This is a genomic window from Kribbella sp. NPDC055071, assembly GCF_053608045.1.
This window is the reverse complement of sequence record NZ_JBSGUS010000002.1, coordinates 613,393-633,539: the sequence shown is the minus strand read 5'-3', so window position 1 is coordinate 633,539 and position 20,147 is coordinate 613,393. Positions and strand designations below refer to the sequence as shown.

General features: G+C 66.5%; 13 protein-coding genes. 9 read left to right on the top strand and 4 right to left on the bottom strand.

Annotated features, from left to right (window positions below):
- Positions 1–72: 72 nt before the first annotated feature.
- A complete protein-coding gene (locus ACWF4Z_RS06350; RefSeq protein WP_452241887.1) occupies positions 73–1,911 on the bottom strand; it encodes a hypothetical protein in 1,839 nt (612 codons plus the stop codon).
- A 678-nt stretch (positions 1,912–2,589) separates the two neighbouring features.
- Between ACWF4Z_RS06350 and ACWF4Z_RS06345 the strand changes: the two genes are divergently transcribed.
- The 6 genes from ACWF4Z_RS06345 to ACWF4Z_RS06320 all read left to right on the top strand — a co-directional run bounded on the left by ACWF4Z_RS06345 (position 2,590) and on the right by ACWF4Z_RS06320 (position 13,377).
- Positions 2,590–2,940: an effector-associated constant component EACC1 gene (locus ACWF4Z_RS06345; protein WP_452241886.1), complete on the top strand. Its 351-nt coding sequence runs from the start codon at positions 2,590–2,592 to the stop codon at positions 2,938–2,940.
- A complete protein-coding gene (locus tag ACWF4Z_RS06340; protein ID WP_452241885.1) occupies positions 2,940–5,159 on the top strand; it encodes a caspase, EACC1-associated type in 2,220 nt (739 codons plus the stop codon). Before ACWF4Z_RS06345 ends, ACWF4Z_RS06340 begins: the two co-directional genes overlap by 1 nt.
- Positions 5,160–5,271: 112 nt before the next feature.
- Complete coding sequence (locus tag ACWF4Z_RS06335; protein WP_452241884.1) at positions 5,272–6,480, top strand: TIGR02679 family protein; 1,209 nt, start codon at positions 5,272–5,274, stop codon at positions 6,478–6,480.
- A gap of 41 nt (positions 6,481–6,521) precedes the next feature.
- A complete protein-coding gene (locus tag ACWF4Z_RS06330) occupies positions 6,522–8,057 on the top strand; it encodes a TIGR02677 family protein (protein WP_452241883.1) in 1,536 nt (511 codons plus the stop codon).
- A complete protein-coding gene (locus ACWF4Z_RS06325; RefSeq protein ID WP_452241882.1) occupies positions 8,054–9,295 on the top strand; it encodes a TIGR02678 family protein in 1,242 nt (413 codons plus the stop codon). Before ACWF4Z_RS06330 ends, ACWF4Z_RS06325 begins: the two co-directional genes overlap by 4 nt.
- Positions 9,296–9,351: 56 nt before the next feature.
- Entirely contained in the window at positions 9,352–13,377 is a 4,026-nt protein-coding gene (locus ACWF4Z_RS06320; RefSeq protein WP_452241881.1) for a TIGR02680 family protein, read from the top strand.
- 807 nt (positions 13,378–14,184) lie between these two features.
- Here the strand turns inward: ACWF4Z_RS06320 and ACWF4Z_RS06315 are convergent.
- Positions 14,185–15,087, bottom strand: coding sequence for a LysR family transcriptional regulator (locus ACWF4Z_RS06315; RefSeq protein WP_452241880.1), 903 nt, complete (start codon positions 15,085–15,087; stop codon positions 14,185–14,187).
- 197 nt (positions 15,088–15,284) lie between these two features.
- On the opposite strand from ACWF4Z_RS06315, the gene ACWF4Z_RS06310 reads away from it, so the two are divergent.
- The 3 genes from ACWF4Z_RS06310 (at position 15,285) to ACWF4Z_RS06300 (ending at position 17,533) form a co-directional block, all read left to right on the top strand.
- Complete coding sequence (locus tag ACWF4Z_RS06310; RefSeq protein WP_452241879.1) at positions 15,285–16,463, top strand: glutathione-independent formaldehyde dehydrogenase; 1,179 nt, start codon at positions 15,285–15,287, stop codon at positions 16,461–16,463.
- A gap of 81 nt (positions 16,464–16,544) precedes the next feature.
- Positions 16,545–17,120, top strand: a complete 576-nt coding sequence (locus ACWF4Z_RS06305; protein ID WP_452241878.1) for a type 1 glutamine amidotransferase domain-containing protein — start codon at positions 16,545–16,547, stop codon at positions 17,118–17,120.
- A gap of 23 nt (positions 17,121–17,143) precedes the next feature.
- Positions 17,144–17,533, top strand: a complete 390-nt coding sequence (locus ACWF4Z_RS06300) for a hypothetical protein (protein WP_452241877.1) — start codon at positions 17,144–17,146, stop codon at positions 17,531–17,533.
- A gap of 235 nt (positions 17,534–17,768) precedes the next feature.
- On the opposite strand, the gene ACWF4Z_RS06295 is transcribed toward ACWF4Z_RS06300, so the two are convergent.
- Positions 17,769–18,116 carry a TraR/DksA family transcriptional regulator gene (locus ACWF4Z_RS06295; protein ID WP_452241876.1) on the bottom strand — a complete coding sequence of 116 codons (348 nt, stop codon included), beginning with the start codon at positions 18,114–18,116 and terminating at the stop codon, positions 17,769–17,771.
- Positions 18,117–18,264: 148 nt separating this feature from the next.
- Positions 18,265–19,728, bottom strand: a complete 1,464-nt coding sequence (locus ACWF4Z_RS06290; protein WP_452241945.1) for a tetratricopeptide repeat protein — start codon at positions 19,726–19,728, stop codon at positions 18,265–18,267.
- Positions 19,729–20,147 lie beyond the last annotated feature (419 nt).

Sequence of the window (20,147 nt, the reverse complement as noted above, 5' to 3'; positions counted from 1 at the left end):
CGACGCCTGCATGCGATGCTTGGCTTCGACGACCTGCGGGGCCGAGCAGAGTGCCCGTTCCCTCTGCTGTGATCAGTTAGTCTTCGGACTGGCGAGATGGCGGCCTATGTAGCCGACGTAGATCTTGCCGTCGATCGTGACAGCATCGAGATAGTGGATGCGCGGGCTGATCGACTTCTTCGCCCCGAGCTTGAGATGGGCATCCATGTACCGGCTGCCGGATGGATCGATGCTGATTGGAACCGGAAACACTCGGCAGTCGTGAAACTTGCCGTTGTTCTTCACAGTGTCACTCTCCACCGGGCTGTGGCCATGAGCCGAATAGCTGCGATAGCCGGCCGGAACATCCTTCAGGTACGCGTGGAACCCCTGGTTGAACGCTTTCGACTCGCGAGCCCGCGCGTAATCGTTCAAGGCGAGTAGGGCGGTCCACGCCTTGGAGGCACTGTTGCCGAGCAAGTCGTGGCCATTCAACTCCTCCGCAACGCGTTGATCCGCTGTCAGGACCAGGTACTTCAGTTCGTCTTGCCGCTCGAAGAGCTCGGTGAAGTTCTCCGGTGGGTTGGTGCGATCCTCGAGCGGCAGCTCGGACCACGCGTCGTCGCCCAACCCGGCCTCCATGAGCTCGCGCTGGAGGTGCCGGACCTGGTCCTGTAGCCGACCAGTCGCCTCGAGTTCTTCTGCCCAGGACAACTGCACATCTTCGAGCTCCGATTGCAGACGCGCCTGCGTGTCCTCAAGCCTGGCGATCTGCTCGAGGTCGGACAGGAGCCTGGTACGTAGCTCGCCAACACTCTCGCGTGTCGCATGCCCATGCTCTGCAAGTCGCGCAACCGCGGCAATCGATTCGATCCCAAGGTCGGCGCTGCCCAGCAGCTCGCGTGTCAGGTCCTGAAGAGCATCGACAACTGCGACGTCCAACGCAGCGTGCGGCCTCGGCTCGGCGACTCCAGCCGGCTCTATCGTGAGGACATCTTCGGGGTCTGAGCTGACCTCGCTGGCGGAGGTCTCCTCAGAAGGACCGTCGGATAGGAAGATCTCTTGCTGCACAGCGGAGAGCTGCTCGACCAGCGTCTCCGTCTCGATTCTCTGAAGACTCCGGTCGACTCGGCTGAACCTGGGCGGCAATTGTTGGCCCAGAAGCTGCTCCCGACTCGCCCAGCCCAGCATGCGCCTGAGCTTCCAGTCAGGTTCGGCGGCAATCCGCGCAGGCCCGAGGATGCGATGCCTTCGCCCGTCAACGCGGACAGCCGGATCGGCTTCCGGCAGGAACGTCCGAATACCGCCTGCTGGAACCGCATGCGAATGCCCGACTCGATCCGCGAAGGCGACGGTAGCGTGCGGATCCATCAGATACGCGCCGGCCAGGCCAACTGTCTCTGCAAGCACCGCGCCTACCTGCTGCGTCCACGCCTGCCACGGCAATAGATCCGAACTACCCGCGACGAACACGAACCCTCGGCGGTCCGGATCGCATACGACGTCGAGAAGGTCGTCGACGTCGTCCTCGCGAACGATTACCGGTTGACCGCGCAGCATCCCCAGGCCGTCCGTTGCATCAAACGCGTCCACCAGCCGCCTGACGAGACCTGGAGTCGCAGTCCAGCTGCCCGGCTCGGCGGCATCGATCTCGAGCCAAACCGACGACGGCTGATGCGGTCCTACTTCTGTTGTGAGCTGCGTCGTCCATCCGGACGGCTCGCTCAGCCGGATTCGCCGCCGCCTCGAACCATCGGGCGACGCGTCGAGAACCACGTCCAAAAAGGTGCCCTCAGCAACAATCTGGCGTCCGGTCGGCAGCGCCTCGAGGCGGAGGCTCTTGCTCAGCAGCCAACTATGCAGCTGCCTATCGATCTCGTGCTCAAAATCCTCGACGTCACCGACCTCGAAGAAACTTCGGTAGCCAACCATCTGTCCCCCAAGCCCTCGACGAAACGGCAGCGACAAACTGCCGAACCAAGGCGGGAAAGGACGCAATTGCTCGCATCTGATGCTTCAGTCGCACGTAGCGCCGCACTCAGCCCTACGACTGTTCCGCGATCCACGGGCTGAGGTGCGGCTTTTTCCCCACCACCCGCTCCATCGCACAGTCGACACAGAGCGTTACGGAGCCCGCAACCGCACTTGCGTCAGATTTTCCGCAACCACAGCATGTTGTCGCGACGACAACGTTGTCGAACTGCTCTCTCCCCAGTCGGCAGCATCGAACACCGCGATCTGGGCCGACTGTTATCCGTGCAGGACGCCTTCTCGTTCATCCGCACACGGGCCTGCTTGGACGTCTTCGACGTCGGCAGATCGGAATCGCAGTTCTGGCGGTGACTCCGCAGCCTATGGCTCAATCGCGAGCACCGTCCTGGGCGACCCGGTTGAGGCTGTACCGGGGAGCGGATTGCGGTTGCATCTCCGGAGTCACTCACCGAACACACCGACACGTCACCTGAAGTCGAGCAGGGCACGCCTGCATACATGTGCCTCGCCGCATCAGCAGAAACCTTAACGACGCTCCGCTAGAGCTCCGGTGGCTTCGGTCACCGGATAGGCCCTACGATTGGCCGGCGCCGAGATCAGGACTGGGGAGGTTCCGCGATGAACGTGACGGTTCGGGTGTCCGGACAGGACTCCGAGGACGAGTTGCGTTCCCTCCGGGACTGGCTGGCCACGGACGACGCCTTCCGCGGACGCGTCACCATGGAGACGTCGCACCGGAGCCCAGAGGACATGGGAGCGGTGATCGACCTGCTCGTCGTCGCCGCCGGCAGCGGTGGCGCCGCAACGGTCCTGGCCGGCGCGATCGCCACCTGGTTGCGGACCCGCCGATCGGACGTGACGGTGGAGATCGTCGAATCTGCTCATCAGCGTACGGTCAAGGTGACCGCCCATAGGGTCAAGGACGCCGAGGCGACGATCCGTGGGGTCCTGGGGGCAAGTGACAGCTGATGCGACTCCCTGACCCGGCTGCCTCGCGCGCCGTGCTGATCGGCACCGGGCGGTACGAGGACTCCGGACTCGACGATCTACCCGGCGTTCACGCGAACATCACCGACCTCGAACGGCAGTTGGGCGACGAGCACAACGGGTCGTTCCAGCAACTCCAGACCGTCCACAACCCGCACCGCTCCAGCGCCGTCGGCGTGCTCCTGGGTGACGAGGCGCACGCTGCCACCGACACATTCCTCGTGTACTACGCGGGACACGGCCTCGTCGACCGACACGGAGCGCTGTACCTCGGTCTCTCCACGACCGAGCCAGGGCACGTCAACTACACGGCGATGCCCTTCGAGTTCATCCGTCACGCGTTCCTCGACAGCCCAGCAACCAATCGGGTGCTGATTCTCGACTGCTGCTTCTCCGGTCGCGCCATCGAGGCCATGAGCGACCCACACTCGCTGGTGTCCGGGCAGGTCGACATCGAGGGCACCTACACTCTGACCTCTTCTGCGGCGACCCAGACATCACACGCTCCCAAGGACGCTCGCCATACGGCGTTCACCGGTGAACTGCTGAACCTGCTCGGAAGCGGTCTCCCGAACGACGCTGCCTTCATCACGCTCGACGAGATCTACACTCACCTCGCACGTACGTTGTCCGCTCGCGGCCTCCCCCGCCCTCAACGTCGCGGCACGGGTACCGCGGGGCAACTGGCGCTTTCACGCAATCAGCACCGCTCCATATCGACCCGCACACGCGGCCTCCCACGCGCCGGGGCCGATCTCGCACCGGTCGCCGCCGAGTTCGTCGTCGTCACTGCGCAGTTGCCGTTCGATCTCGACAAGCCCACTGACGCGCCGCCGCAGTGGATCCCACGGCCGAGCGGTCTCCGCGCTGCGCTCCGCAGACAACAACCGGGATCCCAGCGAGCCGAACAGCAAGCCTGGGTCGGCTGGCCTGGTCTGGCGGACGAGAAGCCAGAGCCGTTCGACGACACCGGACTGACCGTCGTGCCTGTGCCGGTCGCGAAGGACGAGATCCATGACAGCCTCACCGGCTACGCGAACGCCACCGTTTGGCCGCTGTATCACGATGCGACCCACCGTCCGGCGGAAGACCGCTCGTGGTGGGAGGCGTACGTCGTGGTCAACCGCCGTTTCGCCGAGGCAACGGCAGGGGTGACGGCCGAGAACGCCTCGGTCTGGGTCCACGACTACCAACTGCAACTGGTGCCCGCCATGCTTCGGAGACTGCGGCCCGATCTCCGGATCGGGTTCTTTCTGGACATCCCGTTTCCACCGCTCGAGCCGTTCATGCAGTTACCGTCCCGGACGGAGATCGTGCGGGGATTGCTCGGCGCCGACGCCATCGGGTTCCACAATGCGAGGAGCGCGACGAATTTCCTGTCAGCGGCCGCCAGCCTGACCGGCCACCGGCCGGAGGCGAGCACGCTCCAGATGGAGGATCGGCAGATCACGGTGGGCGCGTTTCCCGGGTCCGTCGACGCGGTCGGCATCGAGGCGGCCGCCAGAGCACCAGAAGCGATCCAACGCGCCCGTCAGATCCGTGCGGACCTCGGACACCCGCGTACGGTGCTGCTCAGCGTGCAACGCCTCGGCCACGTCGACGGGATGCGTGATCTCGACTCGACCTTGGGTATGAATCGACAGTTGCAAGCGCTGTACGAACTGCTCGCCGACGGACAAGTGGACGCCGCGAATCTCGTCGTCGTCTTACTCGTCGACTTCGTCGCCAAGGACGGCGCGTCCACGTACCTGAACCTGGGCGGAGGCATCGAGGACTCGATCGCTCGCATCAACTCGCTCTTCGCGCCGCTCGGGCGTCCGGTCGTCCACTACTTGCAACGGTCGATGCGCCCAGCGGAACTGACAGCGATCTATCTCGCCACCGACGTGCTCATCGCCACGCCGACCCGGGATGGAATGACTTCGGTGGCCAAGGAGTACATCGCGACCCACCACAACCTGGACGGCGCCGTCGTACTGTCCGAATTCTCCGGCGCCGCACCGGAACTGACTTCGGCGTTTCTCGCGAATCCCTACAGCATCGAGAACGTCAAGACCGCGATCCTCGACGCGATCAGCGTGGATCCGGCAGAAAAGCACCGCCGAATGCGCGCACTGCGCCGCCAGGTCCTGACCCACGACAGCATTCAATGGGCAGACTCGTTCCGCGCCGCGATCACCCTCGACGCCTCTCCGAGGTAGCGATGACGACGGCGCTGCTGAGGTAGGCCGCCGTCACCCGCGGCGGCGGGATCCGACCAGCGCCGCTCCGTCTCGGAACGTCTAGAGGAGGCGGGACGGTAAGTTTAGGCGTGTGAGTACTCGTGGCTCGTACTCGTCGAGGCTGTTGCCGGTGTGGCAGGAGGTGCATAGACGACTGTCGAGCGGGCTGACGGTGTGTCGTGTGCGGGTCGGGCCACTGAGTGATGCCGAGCGGGAGGCGCTCGCTGATCTGCTGGGGCTCGACCGTCTCCCGGGCTCGTATGCGACCGTCTCGCTGAACACACTGGAGCGGGCGGTTGGCGGGAGCATCCACAGTGTCGTCACGGATCTCCTCGGACCGCTGGGAAATCGAGCCGAGGATATCCGCCACGACAAGGCCGTGAAGGCCCAACTCTGGAGCTGGCTGCGTGCCCATCCCGTCGTCCAGGCCCAGCCGGCTCTGCAGCCCTGGGTCACCGCGGTGGAGAATACCGGCGTCTTCAGCTCGGTCGACAAGACCCGCTCTGAACTGGCGAAGGTGCTCAAGGTCATTCGCGAACTCCCCGCGACCGGCGCTCCACTGCCCGTCTTCGCCGACGCGGTGCTGGGCGATCCGCATGCCTTGGACGAAGGCACGCGACGCGCCACTCTGGTTCTCAAGGCCATGGCTTCGATCTTCGACGTACCACTGCCGACCGATGCGATCACGCGTAGAACGCTGTGGGCACAAGCCGGCGTGTCTGACGACGAACTGTCGTCCACCGTGCTCGTCGCCGGATTCCGTCCAGCGGGCGCCAGCCTGGTGGCGACAGTACTGCGGGCGTGCGCTGACGCCGGCGATGCGGCCTCGCTGACGCTGCGCCAACTGCGGCGCAGCCGGCTGCGTACCGGCGTAACGGAGGCGGTCTGGGTCTTCGAGAACCCGAGCATCCTCGCCCTGGCAGTCGAGCGCTTCGGGCGTACATGTCCGCCACTGATCTGTACGTCCGGCTGGCCCAGCTCCGCCGGGATCCTATTCCTGGAGCAACTGCGCGACGCAGGAACGGTGGTCTATTACCACGGTGACTTCGACGGCGAGGGCCTGCGCATCGCGGCCTCCGTGGTGGCGCGGATCGGCGCGACCCCTTGGCTCTTGACCACCGCCGACTACATCCATGCGGCGGGCGGGGCGGGACCTCCGGTCGGACGCGTGACACCGGTCCCGTGGGACGCGGACCTCGGTGCCGAACTGATCCGGCGTGGAACTTCCGTGCCGGAGGAACGAGTGGCCGAAGCGCTTCTCGACACGCTCGCTGTACAAACTGTCGGCAGTCTGCCCTAGCCTGATTCGCGCGTGTTCGGCAGGTCCAGAGGGGAGGCGGTGTGGACTCGATCCGGATACCGCCCGAGCTGTTCCGGTTCACCTGGGGAGATCGCGCGGAGCTGTACGTCGCCATCCTGCACGCCTTCACCGAGGCGAACGAACGGCTCGACACGACCCTCGGCATCGACGACCTGACCGCCGGGTTGCGAACGTTCGGCTGGGTTCCGGCCGCGTCCGACGACACGCTGCGCAGTGCTCTCGAGCAGCTGCGCGCGTGGCAACTGGTCGACTTCATCCAGGACCACACGGAAAACTACCGGACTGCTCTAGAGTACGAGCGCAACAACGTCCGCTACTCGCTCAGCAGGCGTGGCGAGGCCGCGTTCGCGGGCGTCACACACGCTATGAGCGTGCTGGCCTCAACCGGCGCCTTGCAGACCGCGGTCCTCGACGCCATCGGCGACCGGCTGGCCGACCTCGTGGTGGAGCTCGACGGAGTCTCCGATCGGCGTGTCTTCACCGCCTTGATGGAGCTCGAATCGCATCTGGAGGCCTTGCGCACGAACACCAAGCAGTTCAACGGCGAGCTGCAGAGGTTGCTACGGGTGGAAGGCGTGGACATCGCGACGTTCCACGACGTCAAGGTGTCGACGGTTGCCTACTTGGAGGAGTTCCTGACCAATCTCGATCACCGCGCGCACCTCATCCGGACCCGGATCGAGGCGGTTCTCGATCGAGGGGTCGCCTGGATGCAGCGCCGGGCGCTGATCGGCGCCGAGCTGCCGCGGTTCAGCGGTGTCGATCCCGGTCCGGCCTGGCTCGAACGCCGGCAGGCCCGATGGGAGGGCCTGCTCGCCTGGTTCGTGGGGTCGGAGACGGCGCCGCCACGGGTCGAGCAGCTGCACACCGTCGGACGCAAGGCGATCGTCACACTGCTACAGGTGCTGGACCGGATCACTGAGACCAGACGCCGCGCCAGCAGCGCCGTGGCCGACTTCCGGGAGCTCGCGCGCTGGTTCACCGTTGTCCCGGCGCAAGAGGATCTGCACCGGCTCTGGGGGACAGCGTTCGGCCTCGCCCCGGCGCGACACGCACACCTGGCCGTCGACGATCCGGAGCTCATCGCGTCGTCGGTGTCCTGGAGGGATGCGCCGCCGGTGCCGGTCTCACCGCTGCTGCGGTCGTCCGGTCAGGTCCAGAAGTTCAGCCGGACCGGACGCGTCCGCGACGTCGCGGCGTTGAAGGCCGCCCGCGCTGAGCGCGCCGCGGCGGAGCGGGCGGAACTGGAGGCCGCCTGGGAGTTCCTCGACACCGGCGGCCCGATTCGGTTGTCGCTGATGGCCAAGCTCGACGACCAGCTCTTCGAGCGACTCCGCGAGCTGCTCGGACGGGCGTTGGACAGCGTCCCAGGACGCTCTGGACATCGACGGGCGACGACCTCGGACGGCAGGGCAGAGATTGTGCTGTGGCTTCCGTCGGACGACGCCATCGCCACCATCCGTACCCCTCGGGGCGACTTCAACGGCCCCGACTACGTTATCGAAATCCGGGCAGTTCGGAACCGGGCGGTCGGGGAGTCGGGAGACTCCGGATGAGCCAACTCGCCAATCAACTCGCACTAGCCGAGCGTGACGAGATGTCCCGCGGTATCCGCGCCGTACTCGGTGTCCCGCTCGTCACCCAGCAGACCGCACCCGAGCTCTTCGACCTCATCCGCCGTCGGCAGGAGCCGATCCGCCAATGGTTCGACTACTACTGCGGGTGGGTCCTCAGACTCGAGCCCCGCCTGGGCTACGCACGGCTGGTCAAAGTTCAGCCGTCGACGGATCCTAGCCGGCCTGTGCGGCGCCGCCGATCCGGCCGGGCACCGTTCGACCGGCGCCGGTACGCCGTGCTGTGTGTCGTCATCGCCGAGCTGCTGACCGTCCCCGTGACGACCATCGGCCAGCTGGCCGAACGCGTCCGCCAGGCAACCGCCGTCGACGAGGTCATCCCGACACTGGACACCGCCAGCAAGACCGAACGGCGAGCCTTCGTCGACGTACTGCGGCTGCTCGAGAGCTACAGCGCCGTTGCCGTCGTCGATGGCAGCAGTGACGCCTACATCGACAGCGAGGACGCGAAGGTCCTCTATCAGGTCAACACCACGCTGCTGATCCGCCTGCTCGCCACACCAGTCGGGCCGTCCACTCTCGCCGTACCGATCGAAGAAGTGCCGCATCGCTTCGAGGAGCTCCTCGTCACCATCACGCGTGAGCGCCGCTATGGCCTCGCTGCCGATCCGCTCGCCGGCGAGTCAGAGATCTCGCCCACTCAGCAGAACCTGTGGCTCCGCCACTCGATCTTCCGGCGGCTGGTGGACGATCCGGTGGTGTACTTCGCGGACATGTCCCCCGCCGAACACGCCTACGTGACCTCACCTACCGGGCGGCAGCTGCTGCGGCGCGCCGCCGAGCAGGGCGGGTTCGTCTTGGAGGAACGGGCCGAAGGCGTGCTGTTCGTCGATCCCGACGGCCTCGCGACGGACAGCCGCTTTCCTGACGACGTCAGTACGGCGAAGATCACCGCGCTCCTGCTCCTCGACACACTCACCGGACCGGCCACCGTCGAGCAGCTTCACCTGACCACGAGCCGCTTGCTGAGCGATCACCCGTCCTGGGCGAAGGCCTACCGCGACGCGGACGGACCGGCCAGGTTGGTCGACGACTCGCTCGCGGAGCTGACCATGTTCGGCCTCGCGCAGATCTCCAGGGGTGTCGTCAGGCCGCTGCCTGCTGCCGGGCGGTACGCCGTACAAGCACTGCGCACATCCGGTCAGGAGACGAATCCGTGACAGTTACACGACTTGAGCACCCACCGCACGCGCCGGCAGCTCCGGAGGACCGCTGGATGCCCAGTCGCGCCGGCATCCTCAACGTATGGCGGTACTACGACGAGGTCTTCACCTTCCACGACGGACGGCTGCTGCTCCGCGGACCGAACGGGAGCGGTAAGTCCAAGGCGCTCGAACTGCTACTGCCGTTCCTCTTCGACGCCAGCCTCCGGGCAAGTCGCCTGTCGACCTTCGGCACCGGCGAGCGCACCATGCACTGGAACCTCATGGGCGAAGGCGCGTCGGGCACGACGCGGGTCGGCTATGTGTGGCTCGAGTTCGCCGGTCCGTCCGGCTGGTTCACCTGCGGCGCGCGGCTGCAGGCCGGGTCGCACACGACCACAGTCCATCCCGACTACTTCACCACGGATCTGCGGATCGAGCCCGGCGGTCTCTCCCTGGTCAACGATCTCGGGATGCCGCTGACGAGCAGTGCCTTGACCGCGCGGCTCGGCGAGCGCGGCACCGTGCACGACAGCGCCACCGCGTACCGTTCGACGATCCGTACGACCTTGTTCCCCGGCCTGAGTGAGCAGCGGTACGACGCCCTCATCATGGCGCTGCTCCAACTCCGTACGCCGAAACTCTCCCAGCGACTCGACCCGGCGCTGCTGTCTACTCTGCTGTCCCGGGCGCTGCCGCCGCTCGACCAGCAAGAGATCGCCGACCTCGCCGAAGGGTTCGAGCGGCTCGACGCACAGCGAGAGCGGCTGCGCTCTCTCGACGCCGAGGTTGACGCGGCCGGCGATCTGGCTCGTCGACAAGGTACCTATGCCCAGCGCGTCCTGCGAGCGAGCGCCGGGAAGCTGATCAGCGCGACCACCGAGCTGGACAGACTGAGCGAGCAGGCCAAGGAGACCGCAGACGAGTACGAGACGGCGATCGCCCGGGAGGCCGAGCTCGAGCGGCGACAGGACGAACTGCGAGGCGAGATTCGCCGTACGACGGCTCGCCGGGACGGGTTGACCGATTCCGACACGTACCGGGCCGGTCGGCAGCTGGACGACCTGCGGCAACAGACACAGCGCGCCCGGAACGACGCCGAACGGACAGCCGGTCTGGCAACCCGTGCCGCCGAACAGGCCGCGGCGGACGAACAAGCTCTTGCAACCGCGACGCAGGGCGTGCAGCGCGCGGAGTCCGGCGTACGGCGGCAGGGCGACGAAGTCCGGCAAGCCGCCACGAGGGTCGACCTGCTCATGCTGACCGACGAGCTCCTGCCGGAGCCGATGGTCGACGTCCCACAGGCCAAACGTCTGTTGCGGGCCACTGTTCGCAGCCGAGACACCGAGATCCAGCAGCTCGGTGACGCTGTCGACGCGCACGAGCGTGCGGTCGTACGCCGTCAGGAGGCGGAAGCGGAACTCGACCTCGCGCGCGGCGAACTGGACCAGGCTCGGCAGGACTTGGCCGCGGCAGACGACGAACGTGACCTGGCTCTTGCCGGTCTGGTGTCGAGGCTGGCCACCTGGGCACACGACTGCCGGGAACTGGTGTTCACGAGTCCGGAGGTGCTCGAGGAACAGGCCGAGTCGGAGTCGGGGCTGCACGACGTGATCGCGGCCGCGGCGACGGTCGTCACCTCGGATGTCGCCGCGAAACGGACCACAGCCCAGGCCGCGCTCGATGCACTCAACAGCACTCGAGCCGCGCTGCAGGAAGAGCTGGTGGAACTCGACGTCGGAGAGCTCCCACCCGCGGCCCCGCCGCACCGAACGGCGGATCGCACGACGGCGCAAGGCGCTCCGCTGTGGCGGCTCGTCGACTTCGCCGCGTCCGTTCCCACAGACATACGTCCCCGGCTAGAGGCCGCGCTGCAGGCTTCGGGGCTCCTCGACGCCTGGATCACTCCGTCCGGCCACGCCCGGATTCACCACGCGGCTGACGGTCACGAGTCCTGGCTTCGTCCCGTCGGCCAGCACGACACATACGCCGATCCGGCCGGGCTCGAGCCGGTGGCCGGTCCGTCGCTGGCCGACGTACTCACGCCCGAGCGCGACGGCGTTGTGGACGAGGACGCTGTACGAGGTCTGCTCGCAGTCGTTGCCGTTGCCAACGAACTGCCCGCCGACGGGCTCGTGGCGATCGGCCTCGACGGCACCTGGCGGATGGGCGCACTGACCGGGAGCTGGGAGAAGGAGGCCGCGGCGCACATCGGCGCAGCGGCGCGGCAACAGGCACGTGAGCAGCGCGCGACCGAGATCCGCGCCGAACTGGCAGCCATCGCAGCGGACAGCGACTCCCGCACAGCCGACCTGCGCGCTCTGCAGCGTCGTCTGGACGTCCTTGGCGCCGAGCTCGCGTCTGTCCCGTCCCGTGAGATGCTCGACGACGCAACCCGGCTGTTGGCCCAGCGGCAGGCCGAGACGAACTCCGCCGACGGAATCGTTCACGGCCGGATGAAGACCGTCGAACAGCGAGAGTCCCAGGTAGCTGCCGCTCTACGTTCACTGACGCAGCTGGCCGCAGAAGCCCGGTTGCCGACGCAGCGATCGGCGTTGGCCGAGGTCAGGAATGCGTTGCGGTCCTTCTCCGATCTCGCCGAGAGCTGGCTGGACGGCCAGGCCGAGCTGAACTCGACCCGCCGACAAGCCGACGAACTGCGGACACGGGCGGGACGGTCCGCGGCCGAGGCCGGTGAACGCGCCGGCGAGGCCGCCGAGAACGCGGCAACTCACGAGGAACTCGCCGTACGGCTGGAAACCATCGAAGCGAGCGTCGGACAGGACTACCGAGAGCTTCTCGACGAGATCAGTCGACTGCGCACGACGCTCGAGGAGCTCGGCCGCGCTCAGGACGATACCCGCAATCTCCGGACCCAACTCGCACGGACGATCGGAGAGTTGAGCACCCGTGTCGAGACGGCGACGGCGGCCCACGAGCAGGCCGCTGCCGCGAGAGACGCGGCTGCCGCCGACTTCCGAAAGCTCGCCATCGGCACGTTCCCTGCTGACAGCAAGCTCCCGAACCTTCCCGACTTCGTCGAAGGTCTCGCAGCGTCGGACGGCGTCCGCGCGAGCCTGGATGCGGCCCGTCTGGTGGCGGCAGCCTGGCCGAACATCCCGCACGCACCGAGCCATCTTGCCGACGCGGTCCGGCGACTCTCGGAGAGCGTGCACGAGTGCCGCGAGTCGTTGCGATCCCGAGCCGACCTCGATCTCGAGACGGACGACGACATCCAGGTCTTCACCGCGATCGTCGACGGGCTGCGCGTCGGCGCGGCCGAACTCCTCCAGATTCTGCGCCGCGACGCCGATCAGAGCCGCCTTGAGATCACGAACCAGGAACGAGAACTATTCGACCGGACCCTCACCGGCGACACCCGTCGCCACCTCGCGAACCGGATCCGGCAAGCCAACGACCTGGTGGACCAGATGAACACCCGGCTCCAGCAGGTCCGGACCGCTTCGAGGGTCGCCGTACAACTGGTCTGGCAGGTCGCGCCCGAGCTGCCCGCCGGCACGAAGACGGCGCGCGACCTGCTGCTGAAAGACCCGGCCAACCTGTCCGAAGACGACCGGGAGTCCCTGCACCGATTCCTCCGCGACCGAGTCGAGCAAGCCAGGGCCGACGACACCGCAACCACCTGGGCCGAACAACTCGCCCAGGTCTTCGACTACACCGCCTGGCACCACTTCGTCGTCAAGGTCGACCGCGGCACGGGCGACGGCTGGCAACCCCTGACCAGGAAACTGCACGGAGCGCTGTCCGGTGGCGAGAAGGCGATCGCTCTGCACCTCCCTCTGTTCGCCGTCGTGGCCGCCCACTACCAGTCCGTTCCCACCGCGCCCCGGGTCATCCTCCTCGACGAGGTCTTCGTCGGCGTCGACACCGCCAACCGCGGCCAGATCTTCGCGCTCCTCGCCGCCCTCGACCTGGACCTGATGCTGACGTCCGACCACGAATGGTGCACGTACGGCGAACTGCCGGGTATCGGCATCCACCAACTCGTCACCGCCGCCGACGGCGACGACGCCGTCACCACCGCGAGATTCACCTGGGACGGTCACCGGCTGGTGACCGACACTGCCGACTTGCCTTAGGTGCCCCGCCTCGATCGATCGACTCTTCCCATCCGTCATCACAGACGAACTGCGCTCGGCGCTCTGGACCTCTGCCGACAGCTTCAGCCGGCGCCCGTTGTCGTCAGGCGTCGATTGCGCGCGAACGACTCCCGATTCGTCCGAGGCCGCTAGCGTTCCACGAACGTGGCGAGCTTTCGGAAGCTGTCGGCGTCCGCGCCTCTGGCGGCTGCCGCCTGTACCCACCGGTGTAACTCCTGGGCACTCACGCCGAACCGTACTTCAGCACCGTCCGGCTGAGGACCGCCGATCGCAGAACTGCCCGACGAGTCATCGACGATCAGCCGACCCCACGACGCACCTCTTTACGCACCTCAATCAGCGCGAGAGGATGGTTGCCGATGAGAACTTACGCGCAACGAGCGGCCGCGAAATCCGTTACCTGTAAGGGATCCCGAGCATCATTGAGAAACGATGATCAGCTTCAGTTGGAATTCAGCGGGTTCGGGGTTCGAGTCCCTGGCGGCGCACAACAGCCCAGGCCACCTAGGTGGCCTGGGTTTCTTCATGTCCGGCGCGCCCGAGAAACGCACCAGATTGCCCCTCTGTCGGGCTCGGCGCCCCGCGTCGGTTCGTGACTGTGCGTCATGTCACACAGGCCCGCTTCCGCGATGCCGCTCTGCCGGCCGGTCCGATCTCGTCCGGCGCCAGCGGGCCGATTCCGCCGTCGGCGGTCAGCTGATCGGTTGATGGCAGCGTTTCGAGCGCCGCCGGGCCGACTTGGGTTCCTGTTCGGTTGGTTGGGTTGTCGGTTCCGTGCTGGTCGGGTCAGGCCGCCGGGGGTGGTGCGTGGGGTGCGAGGAGAGCAACGACGTCGTCGAGTGCCGGGTGGGCGGGTTTGTGCCAAATCAGCTCAACGGGGGCCAGCAGGGGCGGGACGAGAGGTCGGACGACGATCCCGGAGACCGGGACGTGCTCGGCCATTTGCGGGACGACCGGTGCCACCCCGTCGCCTGCAGCGACCGAGCGGAGCAGCGCTTCGGGGGCGTTGATGAGGTCTGGTTGTGTGAGCACCTGATCCAGGCGAGAAGGCCCGGCAGGGAGTAGGTGGCCCATGATGTGGTCCCAGATACCGAGGAAGAGGTCGCGGGGAAACATCACGATCGTCTCAGCGGCGAGGTCGGCGACCCGGATTGCTTCCGCGTCGCCGAGACGGTGCCCGGCAGGCAGGGCGAGATGGACGGAGACCTGTTGCAGGATGGTCCCGGCGAGGTCGTGGTCCTGCGTGGCGCGGACCCAGACGATGGCAGCATCGATGGTTTCTTCGCGGACCGCGAGGATCGCCTCGTGGTCGGTGCTGGTGGCCGTGGTGACCTCCAGGCCGGAGGCTGTTCCGGACAGGTTGCGCAGGGGTCCGTCCAGGACGTGCTCCATGCCTGAGACGACGTGCAGGGTGAAGTGCTGGTGGCGGCCGTTGGCGCAGCGGACCTCGTTGCGGGCGCGTTCGGCTCGGGCCAGGAGGACGCGGGCGTGTTCGAGCAGTATCTGGCCTGCGGGGGTGAGGTGCACGCTGCGCGGACTGCGCTCGAGCAGGGTGACGTGCAGGTCCCGTTCCAGGGCCTGAACCTGTTGGGATAGCGACGGCGCGGCGATGCGCAGCCTGCGGGCAGCTCGCCCGAAGTGTCGTTCCTCGGCTACAGCAACGAAGTACCGGAGCTGTCGAAGCTCCATCGCCTGCCACGTTAGCCCAGATGACAGATCTACGTTAGGCCCCGGCTCATGTGCAGAAGAATCCTCGTCCTGGCGATGGCCGGTGGTCACTGCGAGGGTGAGTAGGCGTCGCCTCGCTCCTCGATAGATCGCATTGGAGCGACCGGGCTACTCGGCCCGCACATCCCTTGTCGCAGCACCGATCCAGGAGGCTTACCGTGAAAGCTGTCGTGTACGACGGACCGCGCACAATCAGCGTGAAGGACGTACCGGACGCGGAGATCGAACGACCGACGGACGTGCTGGTGCGGATCACGGCCACGAACATTTGCGGGTCGGACCTGCACATGTACGAGGGACGCACCGACTTCGAGACCGGCCGCACGTTCGGGCATGAGAATCTCGGCGAGGTCGTCGAGGTCGGTGCGGGCGTCGACAAGGTCAAGGTCGGTGAACGGGTCGTCTTGCCGTTCAACGTCTCCTGCGGGTTCTGCAAGAACTGCGAGCGAGGTTTCACCAACTACTGCCTGACCACCCAACCGGACCCGCAGATGGCCGGCGCCGCCTACGGATTCGCCGACATGGGGCCCTGGCAGGGAGGACAGGCTGAGTTGCTGCGGGTTCCGTACGGCGACCACAACTGTCTGCGGCTGGGTGAGGACTCGGTGGACAAGGAGGACGACTACGTGATGGTCGCCGACATCTTCCCCACCGGCTATCACGCCACCGAGCTGGCCGGGGTGGTGCCTGGGGATTCCGTGGTGATCTACGGTTCGGGGCCGGTCGGGTTGATGGCGGCTCTGTCGGCCACGATCAAGGGTGCCGGCAAGGTGATGGTCGTCGACCGTCACCCGGACCGGCTCCGGCTGGCCGAGGAGATCGGTGCCATCGCGATCGACGACTCCAAGGTCGATCCTGTCGAGTTCGTGATGGACCAGACGATGGGCCTGGGGGCCGACCGAGGGTGTGAGTGCGTGGGCTATCAGGCGCATGACCCTCAGGGCACCGAGCACCCGAACATGACATTGAACAACCTGGTCAAGTCGGTGCGGTTCACCGGCGGCATCGGCTCGGTTGGGGTCTACGTCCCACAGGACCCCGGCGGCCCGGACAAGTTGGCCAAGCAGGGTGAGGTGGCCTTCGACTACGGCCTGCACTGGTTCAAGGGCCAGACCCTGGGCAGCGGACAGTGCCCGGTCAAGAAGTACAACCGGCGGCTGCGCGACCTGATCGCCGCAGGCAAGGCCACACCTTCCTGGATCGTCTCCCACGACCTGTCCCTGGAGCAGGCGGTCGACGCTTACGAACACTTCGACAGCCGCGACGACGGCTGGACCAAGGTCGTGCTGCACCCGGACGGCTCCGGCCAACACAAAGCCGGAGCAAAGGCCCGCTGACCGCCCCCCACTCTGACCCGAAGGCAAGCAGCCGGCCTGCCCACGCGGGCAAGCCGGCACTCTCACAGAACGGAGCCAGACATGGCAGGCGAGTTGCACGGCAAGCGGGTTGCGATCCTGGCGGCGGACGGCGTGGAGCGCGTGGAGCTGGAACAACCACGACAAGCGGTGCTGGATGCCGGGGCCACGACCGAACTGTTGTCACTGCACGACGGAGAGATCCAGGCCCGCGATCACGACCTGGAGGCGGCCGGGACGTTCCCGGTTGATGTCCTGGTCAAGTCGGCCTCTGCCGATGACTACGACGCTTTGTTGCTGCCCGGCGGCACGGTGAACCCCGACAAGCTGCGAGTCGACCCCGTCGCGGTCGGCTTCGTGCGCGATTTCATGGCCACCGGTAAGCCGGTCGCATCGATCTGCCACGGACCGTGGACGTTGATCGAGGCCGGCGTCGCGGCGGGCCGGACCCTGACCTCGTACCCAAGCATCCGCACTGACCTGCGCAATGCCGGCGCGAACGTCGTGGACGAACAGGTGGCGCACGACGGGAACCTGATCACCAGTCGCTCACCAGACGATCTCCCGGCCTTCTGTGGCGCGATGGTCGAACTGTTCGGTCAGGCGGCACGGCCGATCCGGGCGGGTGAGAGAGCCTGATCGAGGCCGCGCTGGCGGTGATCGTGCAGGCCAAACCCGACAAGGGAAAGGAGGTCGCGGACTTTCTCCGCGGCGCGCACTCCGTCGTCGAGCAGGAGCAGAGGACACGGGCCTGGGTCGCTCTGCAGGTCGACGAGTCGACCTTCGGGATCTTCGACATGTTCCCCGACGACGCCCGCCAAACCCACCTGTCGGGTGGCGTCGGCCAGGCACTCGACGGCAGCGGCGACTTCGGCGTTTACGCGACGGGGTTGCCTCGCAACTCCCGCTTTGAGGTCGGACTCAGCGAGACTGTCGGCGTCCGCAACGACGGGACATTCATCGACCCGGCAGCAGTTCGATCACTAGACGAGCGCGCACGCGAGTACGTGGCGCTGGCGCCCTGCCGGCCCTCGACCCGGAGCCGCGCGTGAGTTTGTCCCTGACCGACCTCCCGTGGAGCGGCTGTCTGGGAGGCGGGCCTGATCCCTTTCGTCGCCGGTCACAATCTCTTCAAGCAGGCACCATCGCTGGGCCCGACCCTGGCCCGAGCCGCAACCAGCGACGGCGTCGACGAAGGCTCACGCGTTGGCCTTCCGGCAGCAGGAGAAGTCCGAAACCCACATCATCCCGGGGACACGAAGGTCGAGGTCGCCCTCAAGGTGCTGTTCACGTGGTCCTGAGCTGGGCGCAGGTGATGCAGGTGCGGGCTGTGGGTCTGGCTTGTAGGCGGGCTGGGGGGATGGGTTGGGCGCAGTGTTCGCACGTGCCGTAGGTGCCAGCTGATAGTCGGTCGAATGCTGCGTCGATCTCCGCCAACTGCTTCTGGATCTGTTGCACAAGCGACGAGACCTGGGATCTCTCGAAGGCGATCGTCGCGCCCTCGGGGTCGTGTTCGTCGTCGGCATTGGAGTCTCGTGCGGCTGCGACCACCTCGTCAAAGTCGCCCGTCAGGCTGGCCAGCCGTCGGAGCGCTTGTCGTCGTTGCGTCTCCAGCAGGTCGCGAGCTTCCTCCACCTATCCATCATGACCCTGCATACCAAGAACGCGTCGCAGTCCCGCACCACGTCGTTCATCATCAGGATGAACGCATTGGCGTGATCCCACATTTTCACTCATCGCGGTCGAGGCCGATCTGGGCAAATCAACTGCCACTGTCGACGGATTAGACATCGTCTTCAGGTAGCTGCCGATCGGCGCGACCGGACCGGTCTAGCTCCGCGAGCTCACGGCGTGTGGTCTGCGTGTCGGGGTGTTCGACGCCCAGGATGCGTTCGCGAACGGGTAACAGCGCGCCGAGCTGGTCGCGAGCGCCGTCCTCATCACCGGCCCGTCCGGTCCAGAGGGCGAGGTGGTGCCAAGTAGCCAAGGTGTGTGGATGCTCGGGACCCAGAACACTCTCGCGGAGAGGTAGCAACGCAGCGAGCTGGTCGCGAGCGCCCGCCTCATCACCCGCCTGTCCGGTCCAAAGAGCCAGATTGTGACGAGTGGCCAAGGTGTCGGGATGTTCCGTCCCCAGTACCCGCTCTCGGATGGGCAGCAAGGTTGCGAGCTGGTCTCGGGCACCTAGGGCGTCACCAGCCTCCCCTGTCCAATGAGCGAGGTGATGACGAGTGGCCAGCGTGTCGGGATGCTCGACCCCTAGATCGCGCTCGATGACAGGTAGCAACGCGGCGAACTGATCGCGGGCACCGTCGAGGTTCCCAGCTCTTCCCGTCCAGGATGCCAAGTCGTGGCGAGTGGTCAGGGTGTCCCGATGCTCGGCGCCCAAGACTCGCTCAGCAACAGGCAATAGTGCAGTCAGCTGATCGCGCGCGCCTACTAGGTCTCCCGCCCTCCCGGTCCAAGACGCGAGGTCGTGGCGGGTTGTCAAAGTCTCAGGATGCTCAACGCCCAAGACTCGCTCGGTCACAGGTAACAACGCAGCCAACTGATCGCGCGCACCATCGAAATCCCCTGCCCTTCCCGTCCAAGACGCCAAGTCGTGGCGAGTGGCCAAAGTCTCGGGATGCTCAACACCCAAGACTCGCTCAGTCACAGGTAACAACACAGCCAACTGATCCCGCGCGCTCCGGTGCAGGCCGACCAGTCCGAGATAGCGGGCGGTCTGGTGAGTCATACCGCACAGCTCGGCAAGCATTTCGTAGCTGGTCTCGGTCCCGCCCGTGGCCTGTTTGAAGATGTCGGCGATGTGCGGCGCGAGCATCTGCCAGGTGTGCCACGTCGTGGGGTCCTGTGGATCAAGCTCAGTGGCGTTGTGGAGCAGTCTGATCGCCAGACCGATGTAGGTGTCGTACGGCTGGGCGGCGCGAACAGGGCGGCGGCTGGTGTCGCGAATCAGGGGATGGAGCCGTACGACGGTCGCGACCGCCGGCGGGTTGGTCCGACCGAGAGTCGCCAATCCGACGCCGGCCAGAGCTTGCAGGAGAGCGGCGAGCTGCTCTCCGGTGAGCTCGGCCAGTACGGGTGAGTTCGCCAAAGTGGCGGGATCGAGGATGTATGTGGGGATCGGAGCATCGGCGAACGTGGCCAGCAACCTCAGCAGGTTCCGAGCCTGCGGCATGCCTCGATCGTCGAGTAGGTCCAGGGACAGGTCCCAGGTCCGGTCGATCGTACGACGCGCTTGCACCTCGGTGGACGCACCTTCCGGCGAGGGCGCCCGACCACTGTCGAGGGCGTCACGATAGTCAGCGAATGTGGCCGGCGATCCAGGTGCGCCGGTGCGATGAGCCTGGTGGATGGTCTGCCCTGCATTGCCAAGGGCCAGGGGAAGTCCACCGAGGCGCTGTGCCAGGGCCATGGCGTCTTCCAGAGTGCCAGCTGCGGCCCCGGCATGATCGATCAGGACGGCGGCCCCATCGGCAGGGCTAAGAGTCTCGATCGGGAGCAGCTCGTACCAGCCGTTGTGATCTCTGTCGCCGTGGCGCCCTCGGACGGGCCACGTCATAGCGTCACCGTCGCGCGTTGCTATGACCATCATGCCTCGCCGGTACCGGATGGGACGGATCCACCCACGTCCGGCGATCACCGGTTCGCCGGGCGCAGCGA

Coding starts and splice junctions, on each gene's coding strand:
- ACWF4Z_RS06315 (WP_452241880.1), bottom strand. CDS start 15,087: ATGGAGCTTCGACAGCTCCGGTACTTCGTTGCTGTAGCCGAGGAACGA.
- ACWF4Z_RS06320 (WP_452241881.1), top strand. CDS start 9,352: ATGCCCAGTCGCGCCGGCATCCTCAACGTATGGCGGTACTACGACGAG.
- ACWF4Z_RS06325 (WP_452241882.1), top strand. CDS start 8,054: ATGAGCCAACTCGCCAATCAACTCGCACTAGCCGAGCGTGACGAGATG.
- ACWF4Z_RS06350 (WP_452241887.1), bottom strand. CDS start 1,911: ATGGTTGGCTACCGAAGTTTCTTCGAGGTCGGTGACGTCGAGGATTTT.
- ACWF4Z_RS06345 (WP_452241886.1), top strand. CDS start 2,590: ATGAACGTGACGGTTCGGGTGTCCGGACAGGACTCCGAGGACGAGTTG.
- ACWF4Z_RS06305 (WP_452241878.1), top strand. CDS start 16,545: ATGGCAGGCGAGTTGCACGGCAAGCGGGTTGCGATCCTGGCGGCGGAC.
- ACWF4Z_RS06340 (WP_452241885.1), top strand. CDS start 2,940: ATGCGACTCCCTGACCCGGCTGCCTCGCGCGCCGTGCTGATCGGCACC.